Raw genomic sequence first — 17,761 nt, 5'->3', positions numbered from 1 at the left:
CGGGAGCCGACAGATACTAATGTGACGCTTATGCAATCACGTTCGTATAGGTTACGGGGAAATGAGTTCGATTTCAAGCGTGAACTGCGATTTTTTACTCGTGTGGAGACTTTTTCGTAATCTTATGAACACACGTCTCCGCAACTTGACGATAACCAGCCAGGCATTCGGCTTTGGGGTAAAGTATCCGGAGCCAACGACTCTAGATCAAATTTACGAGAAAGGTGCCCGCGTGCTCAAAGCAGTCGTTTTCGATATGGACGAGACGCTTCTCAGCATCAACCTCAACGCGTTCATCCTTCGCTATTTTAAGGATGTCTCTTCGATGCTCGCGGATATCGGCCGCCGCAGCCGCGGTGGCACGATGGCACGCCTCGGCACCATCCTGGTCGACCTCAACGCCAATCGCCGCAGCGGCACGGACAACCGCACCAATCTTGAGTTTTACCAAGAAGAGGTCGAGCGCCGATGCGGGATCTGCCTCTCCGATCCCCTCATCTACGAGGCGTTTACCTACTACGAGCGCGAAGTTCTTCCGTACAAGAACGACGATATCATTAACGCCCACGCCATGCCGGGCGCACACGCCGCGCTCCAGGCCGTACAGGACGCAGGGCTGCGCTACGCGCTCTTTACCAACCCCAGCTTTCCCCAGGGGGCCATCGAATGCCGCATGGGTTGGGGCGACCTGGCTGACGCCCCCTTTGAGCTCGTCACGCACATGGGAAACGCTACCCGCTGCAAGCCTGATGCCACCTACTATCTAGAGCAGCTTCAGGTGATGGGGCTCGAGCCACACGAGGTCCTTATGGTGGGCAACGATCCCAAACGCGACTTCCCGTCCCCCGATTGCGGCATCCAAACCGCCTTTGTGGGCCAGGGCAAGCCCAGTCGAGCCACCTGGCGCGGAACCATGGAAGACTTCGCCCGCGACTTCAACGCCGTAATCGAAGCCTTCTACGAACACCAAATAGCCAACGAACTGTCATAGAACCCCTCACTCGCTCCAAACAAAACAACGCCGCAGGTTGAGCATAAGCCAGCGAAAACGCCCCTAAGCGAGCAATGTGCCTTGAAAGAGGAGGGCATAGGCCTTCTGGCCATGCCCGACGATTGAAAGGTAGATTGCCGCTTAGGGGCGTTTGCAGCGTCGACCGGTTACGCGGTTTGGTAAAACCGCGTAACTAACAAACCTGGGTTTTGCCGATCATGATGTTGAGGATCTCGACGTCGGTGTCCTTCATGCCCACGCGGCCTACGTAGCCCATACTGGCGATTGTCTGCTCAACGGTATCTTGGATCAGGCCCTCGCCGGCGCGGAAGCCGCGACCCTGCATGGCCATATCATGGCCCAGAATCGCCGCATCGACGGCAGCCGAGATCTTGGCAGCACAGCTCGCCTTGGCGCCATCGCACACGATGCCGCCCACGTTGCCGAGCGTGTTCGAAACCGTCGCGCCAATCTGCTCGCGCGTGCCACCGCACAGCCAGGTAATCGCGGCGCCGGCGCCGCACGCGGCGCAAATAGCACCGCAAAACGCCGAGAGCGCACCAATATAGCTCTTGATATGCACGGCGATAAGATCGGACAGCATCACGGCGCGCACCAGGCGCTCGTGGTCGCAACGCAGGTACTCGGCATACTCCATGACGGGCAATGCGCAGGTAATGCCCTGATTGCCCGAGCCGCACACAATGGCGACCGGCAGCGCGCAGCCGTTCATGCGGGCGTCGGACCCGGCGGCCGCACGGGCACGGGCACGGCAGGCGACGTCATCGGCACGAGCACCCAGCAGCGTACGACCCACCTCGGCGCCCCAAGCGTGCGCAAGGCCCTCGGTACTGATTGCGCCATTCAGCTCAATCTGACGCTCAACGGCAGCGCGGGCGTCCTCAATGTCGCCGTCCTCAATAAAGTCGATGATGGACTCAATCGACATGGGCGTGTCGGCCTTATCCGCCGCCCGCTCGGCCACCACACGCTCGGCGCAGGCGGCACACTCCCCCGCCGACTTGCCGCATACCGGAATACCGTCGAGCGTATGGCACGTGACATTGGTGTGATGATCGGTAATCTCGACGACCGCGGTATGGCCCCCGGCCGTGGCAGTCACCTTGATGTAGAGGTTGGGCACACCCTCGACAAGCGACACATCGCAGTAGCCGGCGTCGGCGAGGAGCTCGGCCACGCGTGCACGGTCTTCATCGTTAACGCTCTCGAGCACCTCGAGAGCGCTCTTAGCGTCGCCACCCACGGCACCCAGCACGGCTGCCGCCTCAATACCGTGCATACCACCCGAGTTGGGCACGGTCACGCTCTTAACGTTCTTGATGATGTTGCCCGAGCAGGCAACGTCCATATGATCGGGCTCGCAACCGAGCGTCTGGCTCGCCAGTGCCGCTGCATAGGCAACGGCAATGGGCTCGGTGCAGCCGAGCGCACAGACAAGCTCGCGGTTCAAAACATCGCAAAACGCGGCATCACGAAGGGAATCGGTAGGCATAGGTATCTCCTACTTGTATAACGGACTGGGCTCTCGAAAATAATTAGTTCTTTTATTTGATAACAATGCATCAAAAACCGCAACCATGGTTCCGGCAGACGGCGCTCAAGCGCAAACTGACGACATTCATTCACGAGAAGCCGGTCTTGTTGCATGCTAAAGCGTTTGACCAAAAAACGCCCGAGCGTTTACGCAAAAGTCGCGCTATCATGCAGTCGAACGCGGTAAACACCTTTAGCATTTGCGCCGCACAGACCAGAGAGGAACCATCCATGAAGATCGGTATCGGTAACGACCACGCCGCCGTCGAGCTCAAGAACATCATTTCCGAGCACCTGAAGGAGCGCGGCTGCGAGGTCGTGAACTTTGGCACCGACACCTCCGAGAGCTTTGACTACCCCATCGCCGGCTACAAGGTGGGTAAGGCCGTTGCCAACGGCGACGTCGACCTGGGCATCCTCATCTGTGGCACCGGTGTCGGGATTAGCTTGGCTGCCAACAAGGTCGAGGGCGTACGCGCCGTTGTGTGCTCCGAGCCCTTCAGCGCCAAGCTCTCCCGCATGCACAACAATACCAACGTGCTCGCCTTTGGCGCCCGCGTCGTGGGCTCCGAGCTCGCCAAGATGATTGTCGACGAGTGGCTCGACGCCGAGTTTGAGGGCGGTCGTCACGAGCGTCGCGTTAACCTCCTCAACGAGATCGATCACACGCGCGGCCTTAAGATCGTCGACGAAGCCTAAACTATTCAGTGCCACAAGCTAACAGCAGGGGCCCGCTCGGAACACATGTCCGAGCGGGCCCCTGCATAGATTTTGGAATAAAAGGGCACCGCGGATGGAGTTCCGCGGCGCCCAAGCCACACGCTAACAGCTTTAAGGAGTCAAAGCTGGTTTAGCCAAAGAAGCGCTTGATCTCAATCTCGGCGTTCTCCAGGCAGTCGGAGCCATGGATCACGTTGGCGTTGACATCGACGGCAAAGTCGCCGCGGATGGTACCAGGAGCAGCCTCAAGCGGGTTGGTAGCGCCCATGAGGGTGCGCATCTTAGCAACAGCGGAGAGACCGGAAACGACCATCTTGACGACCGGACCGCTCGTCATAAAGTCGCAGAGACCGCCAAAGAAGGGCTTGTCGGCCAGATGGGCGTAGTGCTCCTCGACGGTAGCGCGCTCGAGCGTGGTCATCTCCATGCGCTCGATGACAAGGCCGCTGCGCTCAATGCGAGCAACGATCTCGCCGATCTTGCGGTCGCGCACGGCGTCGGGCTTAATCATGATGAAGGTCTTCTCGATAGCCATAAAAGTAGCCTTTCAAGTAGGTTCGCGCGTGCCCAAGTCCCATTCCGGCACCCGCCTGGACTGCATCGTAACAGAGTTTTAGCTGCAGTTAAACAAAAAGCTGTTTATTGAAACGTTGCAATTTATTAAAGCGCTCCATATGTGTCACTTCTGTTTCGAAGCCCGATTAGAGTACCATCCGACCGCCCATCAACCGCATCGAACAGAGCAGGCGGTCGGTTGCCGCCCGCGAACGTACCCCTTCACAACCTGCCCAAAGGTCCTACAGAAGTTCTCGACAAGCCCCTCCCCCATAGCAACAAAATACGGGCGCCCACATCAGCAGGCGCCCGTAAAGTGAAAACGATTTATCAATAAATGGCCAAAACGGCTTCAGCCAAATCCCTACTTTACCCCGTGGCCCATCTCGACGACCTTAGTCAGTGACCCAAACACACCCTCGTCAGTCACGAGCTGTGCCTCGGCGCGCTCAAGCTGCACGGCAACGGCGGCAGGGGCGGTGCCGCCCTCGGTCGTACGCGCGGCGACAATCGACGGGATGTCGAGCGCCTCGGTAATGTCGCGCTCAAAGAGCGGGTTTGCCTCCTGGAACACCTCAAACGGCAGGTCCTCAAGATTGCAGCCGCACTTCTCACACATCAGAACCAGATGCCCCACCACGGCATGAGCCTCGCGGAACGGCAGACCACGCTTAGCCAGGTAATCGGCAACATCGGTGGCGGCAAGGTGACCCACGCCGCACTCGCGCGCCATGGCATCCTCGTTGACGGCCCAAGTCGAAATCATACCGGCCATAACCGACAGGCACTGCATGAGCGTATGGGCGGTATCGAGCGCGCCCTCCTTGTCCTCCTGCAAGTCCTTGTTATAAGCAAGCGGCAGGCCCTTCATGGTCACGAGCAGCTGCACCAGGTTGCCATACACACGGCCGCTCTTGCCGCGAATAAGCTCGGCAAAGTCGGGATTCTTCTTCTGCGGCATGATAGACGAGCCGGTGGAGTAGGAGTCTGAAAGCGTGATAAAGCCAAATTCGGAGCTCGACCACAGCACGATCTCCTCGGAAAGACGCGACAGGTGCATGGCCATGACGGAGCCGGCGTAATGCAGATCGAGCAGGAAATCACGGTCGGAAACCGCATCGAGCGAGTTGGGAATCACGCCCGCAAAGCCAAGTTCGGCAGCCGTCATCTGGCGATCGAGCGGATAGCTCGTACCGGCAAGCGCGGCAGCACCCAGCGGGCAGTTGTCGGCGGCATCAAAGGCGGCCTTCAGGCGCGTAAAGTCGCGCGCGAACATCCAGGAATACGCCAGCAGATGATGCGACAGCAGCACGGGCTGAGCGTGCTGCATGTGCGTGTAGCCCGGCAGAATCACCTTGTCGTACTTCTTGGCCGCATCCACCAGCACATGGCGCAGCTCAAGATTGGCCTCCATGAGCTCCTTGGCCAGCGCCTTGACGCCCAGGCGTGTGTCGGTCGCCACCTGGTCGTTGCGCGAACGTCCGGTATGCAAGCGCTTACCGGCCTCGCCGATGCGACGCGTCAGCTCGCTCTCGATGGACATATGAATGTCTTCGTCGTTGATGTCGAAGGTGAAGTTGCCGGCATCGATATCCTGTTCGATTCCGGTCAGGCCTTTGGCAATCGCCTGCTCGTCCTCAGCACTGATGATGCCCTGGGCCGCCAGCATTTTGGCATGCGCCTTAGAGCCGGCGATATCCTGCTTATAGAGATGTTTGTCGACCGGCAACGACGCGCCAAATTCCTGCGTGACCTCGGCCACGCCTGCCTCAAAACGACCGCCCCAAAGAGCCATGGAACCGTCCCCTTTCTCCAAATACCAAAACAAGCGCCCAAAGCAATGCGCCATATCGCTAAAGCGATTTTTCAACCGCTAGTTTTACACATTCCCAACCGTGTGCGGAGCCATGTAGCTAATTTGCAAAGAAGTGACGCGCCATGCACTTGGCGCCCAACGTCTCCCTCCGGATGTTGCCCTGCGAACCATCGATCCAGGCCTTTAGGCTCATAGGAACGTCCTCGACCTTTGCAGCATCGAACTCGGGCGCGAGGGCAAGTAAAGCATGCGCGAAAGCATTGAACATAATGGATACTCCTCATATATATAGGCGCAGAGCCGCCAAATTGATAGAAGGAGCCCCGCCGGACAACCCCGGCGGGGCTCGGACTCAGCCGCAGACGCGGCATCATATATGCGGGCGGAACGTAGGGGCCACCGATGTTAAGAAGTGTCAGCAAGCATAACGAAAGGTAGGGACCCCGTGCGCCCGTTATGTATCACGCGGATGGGCCGCGCGGATACCAAGGGAAGGAGGCGCTAGGCCTGGGCGGCAGCAGAGCTGGGGCCCTGGACCTTTGCCCACGTCTTGAGCGACAGCGTATCGATCTCGATAAAGCCGGCGCTGGCCTTCTCGTCAAACGTGGTGTCGCGGTCGTAGGTAGCCAGACCGTAGTCGTAGAGGCTGAAGGGGCTCTTGCGGCCGACGACATGGCAGTTGCCCTTAAAGAACTTCAGGCGGACAGTGCCGGTCACGAACTTCTGGGTATCGGCCATAAAGGCATCGAGCGCGTTTTTGAGCGGGCTGTACCACTGGCCGTTGTACACGGCGGTGGCCCAATCCTGCTCGAGCTTGATCTTGGTCTTGAGCAGGTCACCCTCAACGCAGATGTCCTCGAGCGCCTTGTGGGCGGTGATGAGCGTCAGGGCGCCGGGAACCTCGTAGCACTCGCGGCTCTTAAGGCCCACCAAGCGATCCTCGACCAGATCGAGACGGCCAAAGCCATTGTCGCCGGAGATCTTGTTGAGGGCGATGACGATCTCGGAGAGTTTCATCTTCTTGCCGTCAACGGCGACGGGCTTGCCGGCCTCAAACTCAATCTCGGTGTAGGTCGGGGTGTCCGGCGTGTCCTCGGGGTTCTTGGTCATAACCCAAGCGTCGTCGAGCGGCTCGTTCCAGGGATCCTCCAGGTGACCGCACTCAATGGCACGACCCCACAGGTTGTCGTCGATAGAGTAGGGGTTGTCGTTGGCACCCTCGGGAACCGGCACGTTGTGGGCGTGTGCATAGGCGACCTCGTCGGGACGGCACTTCAGGTCCCACTCGCGAACCGGGGCGATAACCTTGAGCTCGGGGTCGAGGGCCTTGACGGCGGCCTCAAAACGGACCTGGTCGTTACCCTTGCCGGTGCAGCCGTGGGCGACGTAGGTCGCGCCAAACTCGTGGGCGACCTCAACAAGCTTCTTTGCAAGCAGCGGGCGAGACAGGGCGGAGAGCAGCGGATACTTGTTCTCGTACATGGAGTTTGCTGCGATGGCCTTAGTCAGGAACTCATCGGAGAACTCGTCGCGCAGGTCGAGCACCTGGCAATCGAGAACGCCCAGGTCGAGCGCCTTCTGCTTCTTGGCATCCAGTCCGGTCTCTTCCTGGCCCACGTTACCGCAGACACAAACGACATCGAGATTCTTCTCGTCCTGGAGCCACTTGACACATACGGATGTATCAAGACCACCGGAATATGCGAGAACGACTTTTTCCTTGCTCATGGCTGTTTCCTTTCGCCCTTGGTAGCTAGTTAGAACATCGGTCAGTTGCAAGTCACCTTGAGGTCAAAAACCGTGCAATATCAGGTTATTCAGCAGAATGCATCACAGGCATGCCCTAGAAACATGCGGCTATGTCGTGCTTAGAACCCAACGACCTCAAAATGACTCTGTTGAGGCATTGCGCCCCATGCGGACAGAGACGATTGTTATCGTCGTCGGGAAATTGCGCGCTGGCGTCGGATGGCATTGTCTGCAGTGGTGATGATCTTTACGAACTGCATCTGCCTCTCCTTTCACCTATCGCCGGGCGCAATTCTAATATCGTAAACGGTACCTTTTCCTCGGTAAGCGGTTGTTTTTCCGTCTCCGTTTTCGATGGTCGCTATATTACGCTAAAGTGCCCGCAGCACAAGCGACAAATTCAAATTTCTGAAAAGATTTTTCATTAGTTTGTGAATAGTGATGCAAATACGCGCCAATCCTGCGAAAATACGCCCGACTACGAGTTGATGGTTATAACGTCTGAAACAATCTCGAAACGAAAGGCTCACTTTTATGCAAACTTACGAATCGGACGCCAATATCGGCAGCATTAAGATTCTCGCCGTTGATATGGACAAGACGCTTCTCACCGACGAGCGCGTGTTACCACAGGGTCTCGATGAGCGCCTGGACAAGCTCGCCGACGCCGGCATCGTATTCTGCCCCGCCAGCGGACGTCCCGCCCCCAAGCTCGAGGAGATGTTCGAGAGCATCAAAAACCGCCTTGCTTTTTGTCCCGACAACGGAGCCTGCGTCATCTATCGCGGCAACTATATCTATAAGAGCAACATCGATGTGGCGCTGTATCAGCAGGTGCTCGCTCGTGCCTCGGAGGACCCGCGCGCCGTTCCCGTCCTGTGCTGCTACGACGAGTTCTATGTGCTCGCCCGCGACCATCAGTACCACGACGAGATCAGCGTGTACTACAACACGATCAACTACGTCGACACCTTTGAGGGCCTTGATATCGAGTCCAACAAGATTTCGATCTTCTTCCCCGCCTACGATGCCGAGCCAGCGTTTCGCGAGGACTACAGCCCGGCATTCTCGGACCGACTCTATGTCACCAATGCGGGCCGCGAGTGGATCGACTTTATGAACCTGGGCGTCGACAAGGGCGCCGGCGTCGCGCACCTGTGCGATCACCTGGGCATCGATATCGCCGACGCGGCCGCCGTGGGCGACACCTACAACGATATCCCCATGCTGGAGCGCGTCGGGCACAGCTTTATCGTGGACAACGCCGAGGAGCATATGAACGCGCATGCCAAGTGGCGCATTCCGAGCAACAACGACGGGGGCGTACTGACGCTCATCGACGCCATCCTGGCGGCTCGTTAAACTCGCCGCCATGCCCGGGGCCGGCCGTTTGATTTTTGTTCGGTCAGGTCCTGGGCTCGCTCGAAGAGCACATTAAGTGCTCTTCGGCTCGTGCGGAATCTACAAAAATCAAACGGCCGGCCCCGGGCATGGCTACGTTGACTTGCTTGCCGCCTGAATGGCGTCTTGGCGTCTAGATACTTGGCTGATTTTTTGGAATGAAGGGGGCTCCTTGTTGGCAAGGAGCCCCCTTCTGCTTTTGGTTACTTTGGAATTGTGGGCGCTTCCCTATTTAGCGTCAGCCCAGGTTATGCCGGTACTGGCTTCGGCGATTAGGGGTACGCGTAGGTCTACGACATGTTCCATGACGTCTTGGACCATGGTGGTCAGGCGCTCGACTTCTTCGACGGGGCACTCAAAGTCCAGTTCGTCGTGTACCTGCAGAATCATGTGGGCAGCAAAGCCCTCTTCTTCCAGGCGGCGGCTTACGCGGGCCATCGCGATCTTGATGATGTCGGCGGCGGTGCCCTGCATGGGGTGGTTCATGGCCGTGCGCTCGCCAAAGCCGCGGAGTTGCGGATTTTTAGCCTTGAGTTCCGGAATATGGCGACGGCGGCCGTACATGGTCTCGGCGTAGCCCGTCTGCTTGGCACGTGCCACCACGTTGTCGAGGAACGTGCGCACGCCTGGGTAGGCCTCGTAGTAGCGGTCGATCATGTCGCGCGCCTCGGCCATCGAGATATGCAGCGACTGCGACAGGCCATAGGCCTGCTGACCGTACACGATGCCAAAGTTCACGGCCTTGGCGCGACTGCGCAGGTCGGGTGTTACCTCGGACACCGGCACACCAAACACGCGCGCCGCCGTCTCGGCATGGAAGTCCTCGCCCTCGTTAAAGGCGCGCACCAGGTGCTCATCGCCCGAGAGATGCGCCAGCAGACGCAGCTCGATCTGCGAGTAGTCCACCGCCAAAAAGACACTTCCCTCGCCTGCCGAAAACGCCGTCTTGACGGTACGACCCAGCTCCGAGCGCGTCGGGATGTTCTGCAGGTTCGGGTCGCTCGAGGACAGACGCCCCGTCGCGGTGATGGTCTGGTTGTACGTAGTGTGTACGCGACCGTCACCACGGCGTAGCGGGCCCAGTGTGTCCAGATAGGTGGACTTGATCTTGGACTTCTCACGCCAGTCCAAAATCAGACGCACGATTTCGTGGTCGCGGGCAAGGTCGCTCAGCACCTTGGCGTTGGTCGAATAGTAGCCGCGCTTGGTCTTTTTGAGGCCCTTGGTCGGAAGCCCCATGACGTCAAACAGCACATGCGAGAGCTGCATGGGGCTGCCGATGTTAAAGGTTTCGTCGCCGGCTAGGTCGCGAATGCTGCGCTCGACCTCGGCAATCTGGGTAGCAAGCCCCTCGGACAGACTATGCAGACGGTCGGGGTCTACAAGCATGCCCGCGCGCTCCATCTTGGCAAGCACCGGCACGAGCGGCATCTCGATCCCATCGAACACGTTGGCGGCGTTCTCGCGGGCCATGCGGTCGCGCAGCGGTGCGACCAGCGCCAACGTCAAGGCCACCGTGCGAGCGGCGGGCGCAGGAGCGTCCTCGCCGGCGCCCTCTGCACCGCGCACCGCAGGCAGCGCCATCTGCAGATAGGTATCAGCCAGATACGCTTCGTCAAACTCGGAGCGGTCGGAATCCAACAGATAGGCGGCAACCACGGTATCGAAGATGCGCGTGGAATCGATTGCCAGCGGATCCATGAGCTCAGGCTCGGAAGAATCGATGGGCGAAAGCTCATGCAGCAGAGCCTTCGTATCCGGGCTCGCCACGCAGCCCTCCATAAACAGGCGCGCAAGCACGCCGGCGATCACGCCGTGGGCGAAGTTGAAGCCCTCAACTTCAGCCGCCGCACAGCTGTCGCCCTCCTCGAGCGCGAACAGGCCCTTGGACGTCGCCAGCCACAGCGTGCGCGTCAAGCCAAAAAGCGCGCCCTCCTCCTTGTCATCGTCCACCACAGCGGCAATCCACTCGCCTGCCTCGATCGCGCGAGAGATCTCGGCGGCAGCGACAATGAGCGCCTCGGCATCGCCGGCGGCAGCGCGCGAAACCGCGGGTATCTCAAACGTGCTGACAGTGGCCGCAGCCCCACCCTCGCCACCGATCAGCGACAAGAAACGGTTCTGCATGGCCGTAATGCCGAGTGCGCCCAGCGCCGCGGAGACTTCGTCGGCAGAAAACGTCGGGAAGGACGTTTCGTCAAAGTCGAGCTCGACAGGCGCATCGGTGCGGATGGTCGCAACCTTGCGGCTCAGCAAGGCATCGTCGATATGCGCACGTAGGTTCTCGCCCATCTTGCCCTTGACCTCGTCGGCATGCGCGATGACCCCGTCCAAGCTGCCGTACTGTGCGATGAGCGCGCTCGCCTTTTTGGGGCCGATGCCCGGTACGCCGGGAATGTTGTCCGACGTATCGCCCTTTAGACCGTAAAAATCGGGCACGAGCGCCGGCGTAATGCCGTGATACAGGTCATCCACGCTCTCGGGCGTCATAATCGCCACGTCGGACAGGCCCTTGCGGGTCGAGACCACGTTGACGTGCTCGGTCACAAGCTGATACATGTCGCGGTCGCCAGTCACCAGCAGCATGTCGCAGCCGGCCTCCTCACCCAGGCGCGCCATGGTTCCCAGGATATCGTCGCCTTCCCAGCCCTCAGACTGCAGAATCGGCACGTTGAGCGCGGTGAGCAGCTCCTTGATCATAGGGAACTGCACGTGCAGGTCGGGGTCCATGGGCGGGCGCTGCGCCTTATACTGCGGCAGCATCTCCATGCGCACGCGCGGCTTGCCCTTATCAAACGCCACGACCACACCGTCGGGGTTAAAGGCATCGATCATCTTAAGAAACATGTTCAGAAAGCCAAAGATCGCGTTGGTGGGGCGACCGTCCGGCGCGTTCATGGTCGGCGGCACGGCGTGGAAGGCGCGATGCATGAGCGAGTTGCCGTCGATAACGGCAAAAGTGCGGCGCTTGTCAGACATTTTAAATACCTCGCTTTGGGCTGGGTACGGTTTGCTCACTCCAGTTTACACGCTCCCCGCCCCGCGGCCACCTCACATCAAGCTCCCCCGCCACCGTGAGCCCGCGCGTGATACGATGGCTCACGGTACATCAACCAGCACGATCGATCCGAAAGGAGCCTGCGTCATGGAGCGTCCCTGCGCATGGAAAAAGTACACGCCACAGCAAGTCGAGGAGCTCGAGGAGCTTTGCCGCGGCTATAAGCAGTTTTTAAGCGAAAACAAGACCGAGCGCCTGTGCGTCAAGACCGGCATCAAGATGGCCGAAAAGGCAGGATACGTCGACCTGGAGACCGTGATCGCCGAAGGCCGCGAGCTCAAGGCAGGCGACAAGGTGTACGCCGCCAACCACGGCAAGGACCTTATGCTCGTCAACCTGGGCACCGCCCCGCTCGAGCAGGGCTTTAACATCCTGGGCGCCCACGTGGACTCGCCGCGCCTGGACCTTAAGCAGAATCCCGCCTTCGAGGCCGGCGACATGGCCTACCTCGACACGCACTACTACGGTGGCGTCAAGAGCTACCACTGGGTGGCCTCCCCGCTTGCACTCGTGGGCGTCATCTGCAAAAAGGACGGCACCACCGTCGACATCAACATCGGCGACAAGGCCGACGATCCGGTCTTTACCATCTCCGACTTGTTGATCCACCTCTCGAGCGAGCAGATGGCCAAGCCCGCCAAGGACGCCGTCGACGCCGAGATCCTCGACGTGATCGTGGGCGGCCGTCCCGTCAAGTTCGATGAGGACGACAAGAACGCCCCCAAGGAGCCCGTCAAGCAGATGTTCCTGGACATCCTCAAGGAGCAGTACGACGTCGAGGAGGAGGACTTCCTCTCCGCCGAGATCGAGGTCGTGCCCGCCGGTCCCGCCCGTGACATGGGCCTCGACCGCTCCATGATTCTGGGCTATGGCCACGACGATCGCGTCTGCGCCTACCCCTCCATGCTCGCCCAGATCGACGTCGCCAACGTGGAGCGCACAAGCATCACACTCATCGTCGACAAGGAGGAGATCGGCTCCGTGGGTGCCACCGGTATGACGAGCCGCTTCTTCGAGAACACCGTCGCCGAGATCATGACGCTCGCCGGCGAGGATAGCCCGCTGGCCCTGCGCCGCGCACTCGCCCGCAGCCGCATGCTCTCCTCCGACGTGTCCGCCGGCTTCGACCCGGGCTATGCCGGCAAGTTCGAGACTAAAAACGCAGCCTTTATGGGTCGTGGCCTGTGCTTTAACAAGTACACGGGCAGCCGCGGCAAGGGCGGCTCCAACGACGCCGATGCCGAGTACGTGGCCCTCGTCCGCGACATCATGGACGAGGCCGGCGTGGACTTCCAGACCTGTGAGCTCGGTCGCGTCAACGCGGGCGGCGGCGGCACCATTGCCTACATCATGGCCAAGTACGGCATGAACGTCATCGACTCCGGCGTTGCCGTCCTGTCCATGCACGCCCTGTGGGAGGTCGCCAACAAGGCCGACATCTACGAGGCCTACCGCGGCTACAAAGCCTTCCTCGAGCGCGCCTAATCCACCCCACCCATAACTTGCGGTGGAATACGGACTAAACTGGCCCATAAACGGCCAAAACAGACCGTATTCCACCGCAACTTTTTTGGCAGAGGAGAGTCTATGCTTCAAGTCATCATTTCGCCCGCCAAACAGATGCGCGCGGCCCAAGATGCTTTTGAAGTCCTGGGCATTCCACACTTTGTGCGCGAGACGGCTCGCCTCCACCGTGCACTGCTAGATATCGAGCGGAATGAAGGCAGCGGCGGCCTGCAGGCGTTGTGGAACGTGAGTGACAAACTGCTGGGGTCTTGCCTCAGCACCCTGCATGAGTTCGAGCCCATCCTGAAAAACGGCGATCTCGACAATCCCGCACTCGCCCGTCACCTCTCCCCTGCCGTCATGTCCTATCACGGCATTCAATACCAGAGCATGGCACCCGAGGTGATGGATTCCGCGCAGCTCGCATGGCTGCAAGACCATCTGTGGATCCTCTCCGGCCTCTACGGGTGCGTGCGCCCCTTCCACGGCGTGTCGCCCTATCGGCTCGAAATGGGGGCGAAGCTCTCCGTCGACGGCGCTCGCGATCTCTATGCCTTCTGGGGGAATCGACTTGCGCAGGCAATTGCGCCGGCCGGTTCCGACAACACTATCGTCAACCTTGCCAGCGTGGAATACGCCAAAGCCGTCCTGCCCCATGCTGCACAGGATACAACGGTTATCACCTGCTTTTTTGGCGAAGGCGTCCGCAACGATAAGCCCATCCAGCGATCGACCGCCAGCAAAAAGGCACGCGGTTCGATGGTCCGCTGGATGGCGGAAAACAAGGTCGAGGACGCCGCCGGTCTTACCGAGTTCAACCTTGGCTACCGCTATGTCCCCGAGCTCTCGTCCCCAGATAGCCTGGTCTTCATCAACGAGCAGGCATTCTAAAAGCCTGTCGCCAGCGCCGAACTCCACCTCGGCATGCTTTCATGACATTCGGTGAACATCCCGCTATTCCGCCAAGCCGTCTGCCTTGGCAATCTCGCTTGTCGAGCCATCTTGGTAGGCAACCTTAACGTGCTCAACCTCGGACACCGCAACACCCGATGGAGGCTCCAGGCGCCATTCCGTCAGGGCGATATCCATGGTCGTGGGCACATCTCCTTGATCTTTGAGCTTCACCGTGAGCGTTTTGAGCGCCACGTCAAACGTCACGCGTTCGATTTCTTCGCCTGGAATGGACCCACCGCTCAGCTGCAGTTGCACAAACTCGTCGCGCGGATACCAATAGTCGCCCGGCGCGGCAACGGTATTGCCACCCGCGACCTTCACCGTCATTATCGGCAGGCCATCGTCCGCCTCAAACGTCCAGGCAGCTCTCCCACGCCCGCCAAACGTCCAGATAAAAAAGGCAATCACCAGCACGGCAAGCACCGCAAAACCAATTGCGACCAGCCCTTGATGGGCACGGCCTTCCTCGGCCGACACATCCCACTGCGTCTCTCGATATAGATGCTCGTCTTCCATGTTCGCCTCCCCACGGACATGCTCATCGCGTCAATCGTACCCATTCGAGCTATACTTGAGCCCACCACATAAACGGGGAGCTTGCAGGACAAGACGGCAGGCTGAGACTGGGCGCGCCCGCCCTGACCCGCAAACCTGATATGGGTAATGCCAACGAAGGGAGCCGTGCCAATGAGCACACAGACCGAGCCCAAGCTCGTCACGCAAATCGACTTCGCCCGCGCCGGGCAGATCACACCGCAGATGAAGGAGGTCGCCGATCGCGAGCATCGCGACCCCGAATACATCCGCGAGCGCGTGGCAGACGGACGCATCGCCATTCCCGCCAACATCGTGCATATCAAAAAGGGCATGCGCGCCTTTGGTGTCGGCGAGGGCCTGTCCACCAAGGTCAACGTCAACCTGGGTATCTCAGGCGACAAGGCCGATGCCGCCGAGGAATGGAAGAAGGTCAAGATCGCCGAGGACTTTGGCGCCGACGCCATCATGGACCTCTCCAACTCGGGCAAGACGCGCCAGTTCCGCCAGCAGCTCATCGACGAGACGCCGCTCATGGTGGGTACCGTCCCCATGTACGACGCCATCGGCTACATGGAAAAGCCGCTGGTCAATCTTACTAAGGACGACCTTTTCGAGGTCGTGCGCGCGCACGCCGAGGACGGCGTGGACTTTATGACCATCCACTGCGGCATCAACAAATCGGTCACCAAAACCTTTAAGGAGACCGGCCGTCTCATGAACATCGTCAGCCGCGGCGGCTCGCTGCTGTTTGGCTGGATGGAGGTCACCGGCAACGAAAACCCCTTCTACGAGTACTTTGACGAGCTGCTCGAAATCTGCCACGAGTACGACGTGACGATTTCGCTCGGCGACTCCTGCCGCCCGGGCTGCCTCTACGACTCCAACGACGCCACCGAGACCGCCGAGATGATCGAGCTGGGCAAGCTGTGCAAGCGCGCATGGGCCGCCGGCGTCCAGGTTATGGTCGAGGGCCCGGGCCACATGGCGCTCGACGAGATCGCCGCCAATATGAAGCTGCAGAAGCGTCTGTGCCACAACGCCCCGTTCTATGTGCTCGGGCCGCTGGTGACCGATATCGGCGTGGGTTACGACCACATCACCGCAGCCATCGGCGGCGCTATCTCCGCCAGCTCCGGCGCCGACTTCCTGTGCTACGTGACGCCGGCCGAGCACCTATGCCTGCCTAACGCCCAGGATGTGCTCGACGGCCTCATGGCCACCAAGATTGCCGCACACGCCGCCGACATCGCCAAGAAGGTGCCCCACGCCCGCGACATGGACGACAAGATGGGCCAGGCACGCCGCAAGCTCGACTGGGACGCCATGTGGAAGTGCGCGCTCGACCCGGTCACCGGCAAGAAGCGCTACGAGGAATCCCCTGCCGCCACCGAGGGCACTTGCACCATGTGTGGCAAGATGTGCGCCGTCCGCACCGTTAACAAGGTGTTCGAAGGCACGACGATCGACCTCGGCATGGAGGACTAACTCGTCACCGGAGCCACAAACGGCCACAAGGTGTTCGTCAATTGTTGACATGTGAACATTTGCTTGCGTTTGCGTAAAGATTGCACTACCCGCCCGGGATCGGCATACAGCCGGCCCGGGCAACTTTATAATGCAGGCAGAAGACCCATTTGAATCCGACCGAACAAGGGAGCGAACATGGATCGCAGTAAGGTACCCGCCGTTCTATCCATCGCAGGATCCGATTCCAGCGGCGGTGCCGGCATTCAGGCCGACATCAAGACCATCACGGCGCACCGTCTGTATGCCGAGACGGCCATCACGGCCATAACCGCACAAAACACGCTCGGCGTCACTGCTGTGCAGAACATCTCCCCGGATATTGTCGCGGCGCAGATCGATACCGTTTTTGATGATATCCGACCCAGCGCCGTCAAGATCGGCATGGTTTCCTCTGCCGAGATTATCGAGGTTATCGCCGACCGCCTGAGCGCCTGGGACGCACAAAATATCGTCGTCGATCCCGTTATGGTCGCCACCTCGGGCGCTCGCCTGATCGCAGAGGACGCCGCCGAAGCACTTACACGCCGCCTGTTCCCACTGGCGACCGTCATCACGCCCAATATTCCCGAGGCCATGGCGTTGCTCGATTATGAGGTCGATTCCGAGCGCACTCAGCAAAATGCCGCCATGCTTCTCACCCGCCGCTTTGGATGCGCGTCTCTGGTTAAAGGCGGACATTTTGTCAACGAGGCCAACGACGTTCTGGCGGAGCCCGCGCCGCTCGATGACGAGGGCAACCATCTGGGCGATCCGCTCACCACGTGGTTCCGCCACAAGCGCATCGAGACCGGCAACACACATGGCACCGGCTGCACGCTCTCGTCCGCCATCGCCTGCGCGCTGGCCCAGGGCATGGATCTTGCCGATGCCGTCAACGCCGGCAAGGCCTACCTAACGGGCGCTCTCGCCGCCGGCTTTGACATGGGCAAAGGCTCCGGCCCCGTCAATCACATGTGGCAGTATTAAGATTCGCAGCCCAAAACCACCGCAAAGGGGACAGTGAACTGCCTCCCATTTCTTGGACATCGGGAAATGGGAGGTTTTCCATGAGTATAGACCTCAGGGTGAAGCACGACCTGGAGTCCAGGAGGCGGGCCGTCGAGCTCTTCGACGCCGGCGTCGGCTGCAAGCCGGCGGCCGAGGCCCTGTCCGTCCCCCGCGAGACCGTGAGAGAATGGCAGTGGGTATACCGGGCGTTCGGAAGCGAGGCGCTGCTGTCCATGGGCGGGAAACAATCCAGGTACACATTCGAGCAGAGGGTCGCCGCGGCGTCGGCCGTGGTCGACGGCGGGATGGCGAAGGCCGACGCTATGGCCGAGTTCGGGATCAGGTCGAAGTCCCCGCTGGAGCGCTGGTGCAGGCTCTACGCGAGGGCGCGACCGNGGCGCTGCGG

14 protein-coding genes, 1 pseudogene and 1 riboswitch are annotated in these 17,761 nt (G+C 60.1%); of the genes and pseudogenes, 8 read left to right on the top strand and 7 right to left on the bottom strand.

Features of this window, described 5'->3' with window-relative positions; genetic code table 11:
- Positions 1-232 precede the first annotated feature (232 nt).
- Positions 233-991, top strand: a complete 759-nt coding sequence (locus HMPREF9463_RS06840; RefSeq protein WP_035138010.1) for an HAD family hydrolase — start codon at positions 233-235, stop codon at positions 989-991.
- A 193-nt stretch (positions 992-1,184) separates the two neighbouring features.
- Here HMPREF9463_RS06840 and HMPREF9463_RS06835 read toward each other — a convergent pair whose 3' ends face one another.
- On the bottom strand, positions 1,185-2,504 hold the full coding sequence (locus HMPREF9463_RS06835; protein WP_035138008.1) for an L-cysteine desulfidase family protein: 1,320 nt from the start codon (positions 2,502-2,504) through the stop codon (positions 1,185-1,187).
- A gap of 272 nt (positions 2,505-2,776) precedes the next feature.
- Here HMPREF9463_RS06835 and rpiB point away from each other — a divergent pair, with 272 nt between their 5' ends.
- Positions 2,777-3,244 carry a ribose 5-phosphate isomerase B gene (gene rpiB, locus HMPREF9463_RS06830; protein WP_035138007.1) on the top strand — a complete coding sequence of 156 codons (468 nt, stop codon included), beginning with the start codon at positions 2,777-2,779 and terminating at the stop codon, positions 3,242-3,244.
- Between the two features lie 151 nt (positions 3,245-3,395).
- Here the strand turns inward: rpiB and ndk are convergent, their stop codons facing one another.
- From ndk to HMPREF9463_RS06815, 4 genes are all read right to left on the bottom strand, one after another.
- Complete coding sequence (gene ndk / locus HMPREF9463_RS06825) at positions 3,396-3,800, bottom strand: nucleoside-diphosphate kinase (RefSeq protein WP_035138006.1); 405 nt, start codon at positions 3,798-3,800, stop codon at positions 3,396-3,398.
- A gap of 384 nt (positions 3,801-4,184) precedes the next feature.
- Positions 4,185-5,615 carry an argininosuccinate lyase gene (gene argH, locus HMPREF9463_RS06820; RefSeq protein ID WP_035138004.1) on the bottom strand — a complete coding sequence of 477 codons (1,431 nt, stop codon included), beginning with the start codon at positions 5,613-5,615 and terminating at the stop codon, positions 4,185-4,187.
- Between the two features lie 118 nt (positions 5,616-5,733).
- Positions 5,734-5,904, bottom strand: a complete 171-nt coding sequence (locus HMPREF9463_RS10925) for a hypothetical protein (protein ID WP_156961417.1) — start codon at positions 5,902-5,904, stop codon at positions 5,734-5,736.
- A 233-nt stretch (positions 5,905-6,137) separates the two neighbouring features.
- Complete coding sequence (locus HMPREF9463_RS06815) at positions 6,138-7,364, bottom strand: argininosuccinate synthase (protein WP_035138001.1); 1,227 nt, start codon at positions 7,362-7,364, stop codon at positions 6,138-6,140.
- Positions 7,365-7,919: 555 nt separating this feature from the next.
- Between HMPREF9463_RS06815 and HMPREF9463_RS06810 the strand changes: the two genes are divergently transcribed.
- The gene (locus HMPREF9463_RS06810) at positions 7,920-8,747 is read left to right on the top strand and encodes a Cof-type HAD-IIB family hydrolase (RefSeq protein WP_035137999.1); all 828 of its coding nucleotides are present in this window, start codon (positions 7,920-7,922) and stop codon (positions 8,745-8,747) included.
- Between the two features lie 267 nt (positions 8,748-9,014).
- On the opposite strand, the gene polA is transcribed toward HMPREF9463_RS06810, so the two are convergent.
- Positions 9,015-11,765 carry a DNA polymerase I gene (gene polA / locus HMPREF9463_RS06805; RefSeq protein ID WP_035137997.1) on the bottom strand — a complete coding sequence of 917 codons (2,751 nt, stop codon included), beginning with the start codon at positions 11,763-11,765 and terminating at the stop codon, positions 9,015-9,017.
- Between the two features lie 166 nt (positions 11,766-11,931).
- Here polA and HMPREF9463_RS06800 point away from each other — a divergent pair, with 166 nt between their 5' ends.
- Together HMPREF9463_RS06800 and HMPREF9463_RS06795 are read left to right on the top strand one after the other, a co-directional pair.
- On the top strand, positions 11,932-13,329 hold the full coding sequence (locus HMPREF9463_RS06800) for an aminopeptidase (RefSeq protein ID WP_035137995.1): 1,398 nt from the start codon (positions 11,932-11,934) through the stop codon (positions 13,327-13,329).
- A gap of 102 nt (positions 13,330-13,431) precedes the next feature.
- Positions 13,432-14,241, top strand: coding sequence for a YaaA family protein (locus tag HMPREF9463_RS06795; RefSeq protein ID WP_035137993.1), 810 nt, complete (start codon positions 13,432-13,434; stop codon positions 14,239-14,241).
- A 63-nt stretch (positions 14,242-14,304) separates the two neighbouring features.
- On the opposite strand, the gene HMPREF9463_RS06790 is transcribed toward HMPREF9463_RS06795, so the two are convergent.
- Positions 14,305-14,820 (bottom strand): hypothetical protein, encoded by a 516-nt coding sequence (locus HMPREF9463_RS06790; RefSeq protein WP_035137991.1) that lies wholly within the window; start codon positions 14,818-14,820, stop codon positions 14,305-14,307.
- A 63-nt stretch (positions 14,821-14,883) separates the two neighbouring features.
- Positions 14,884-14,999, top strand: a riboswitch (TPP riboswitch).
- Between HMPREF9463_RS06790 and thiC the strand changes: the two genes are divergently transcribed.
- The 3 genes and pseudogenes from thiC to HMPREF9463_RS11155 all read left to right on the top strand — a co-directional run.
- Complete coding sequence (gene thiC / locus HMPREF9463_RS06785; RefSeq protein WP_035137990.1) at positions 14,992-16,326, top strand: phosphomethylpyrimidine synthase ThiC; 1,335 nt, start codon at positions 14,992-14,994, stop codon at positions 16,324-16,326. Its footprint overlaps the riboswitch before it by 8 nt.
- Before the next feature lie 177 nt (positions 16,327-16,503).
- The gene (thiD, locus tag HMPREF9463_RS06780) at positions 16,504-17,334 is read left to right on the top strand and encodes a bifunctional hydroxymethylpyrimidine kinase/phosphomethylpyrimidine kinase (protein ID WP_035137988.1); all 831 of its coding nucleotides are present in this window, start codon (positions 16,504-16,506) and stop codon (positions 17,332-17,334) included.
- An 80-nt stretch (positions 17,335-17,414) separates the two neighbouring features.
- A pseudogene (locus HMPREF9463_RS11155) lies at positions 17,415-17,761 on the top strand (helix-turn-helix domain-containing protein); the annotation flags it as partial.

Source organism: Collinsella sp. 4_8_47FAA (genome assembly GCF_000763055.1).
Lineage (GTDB): Bacteria > Actinomycetota > Coriobacteriia > Coriobacteriales > Coriobacteriaceae > Collinsella.
This window is presented reverse-complemented; position numbering and strand designations above follow the sequence as displayed.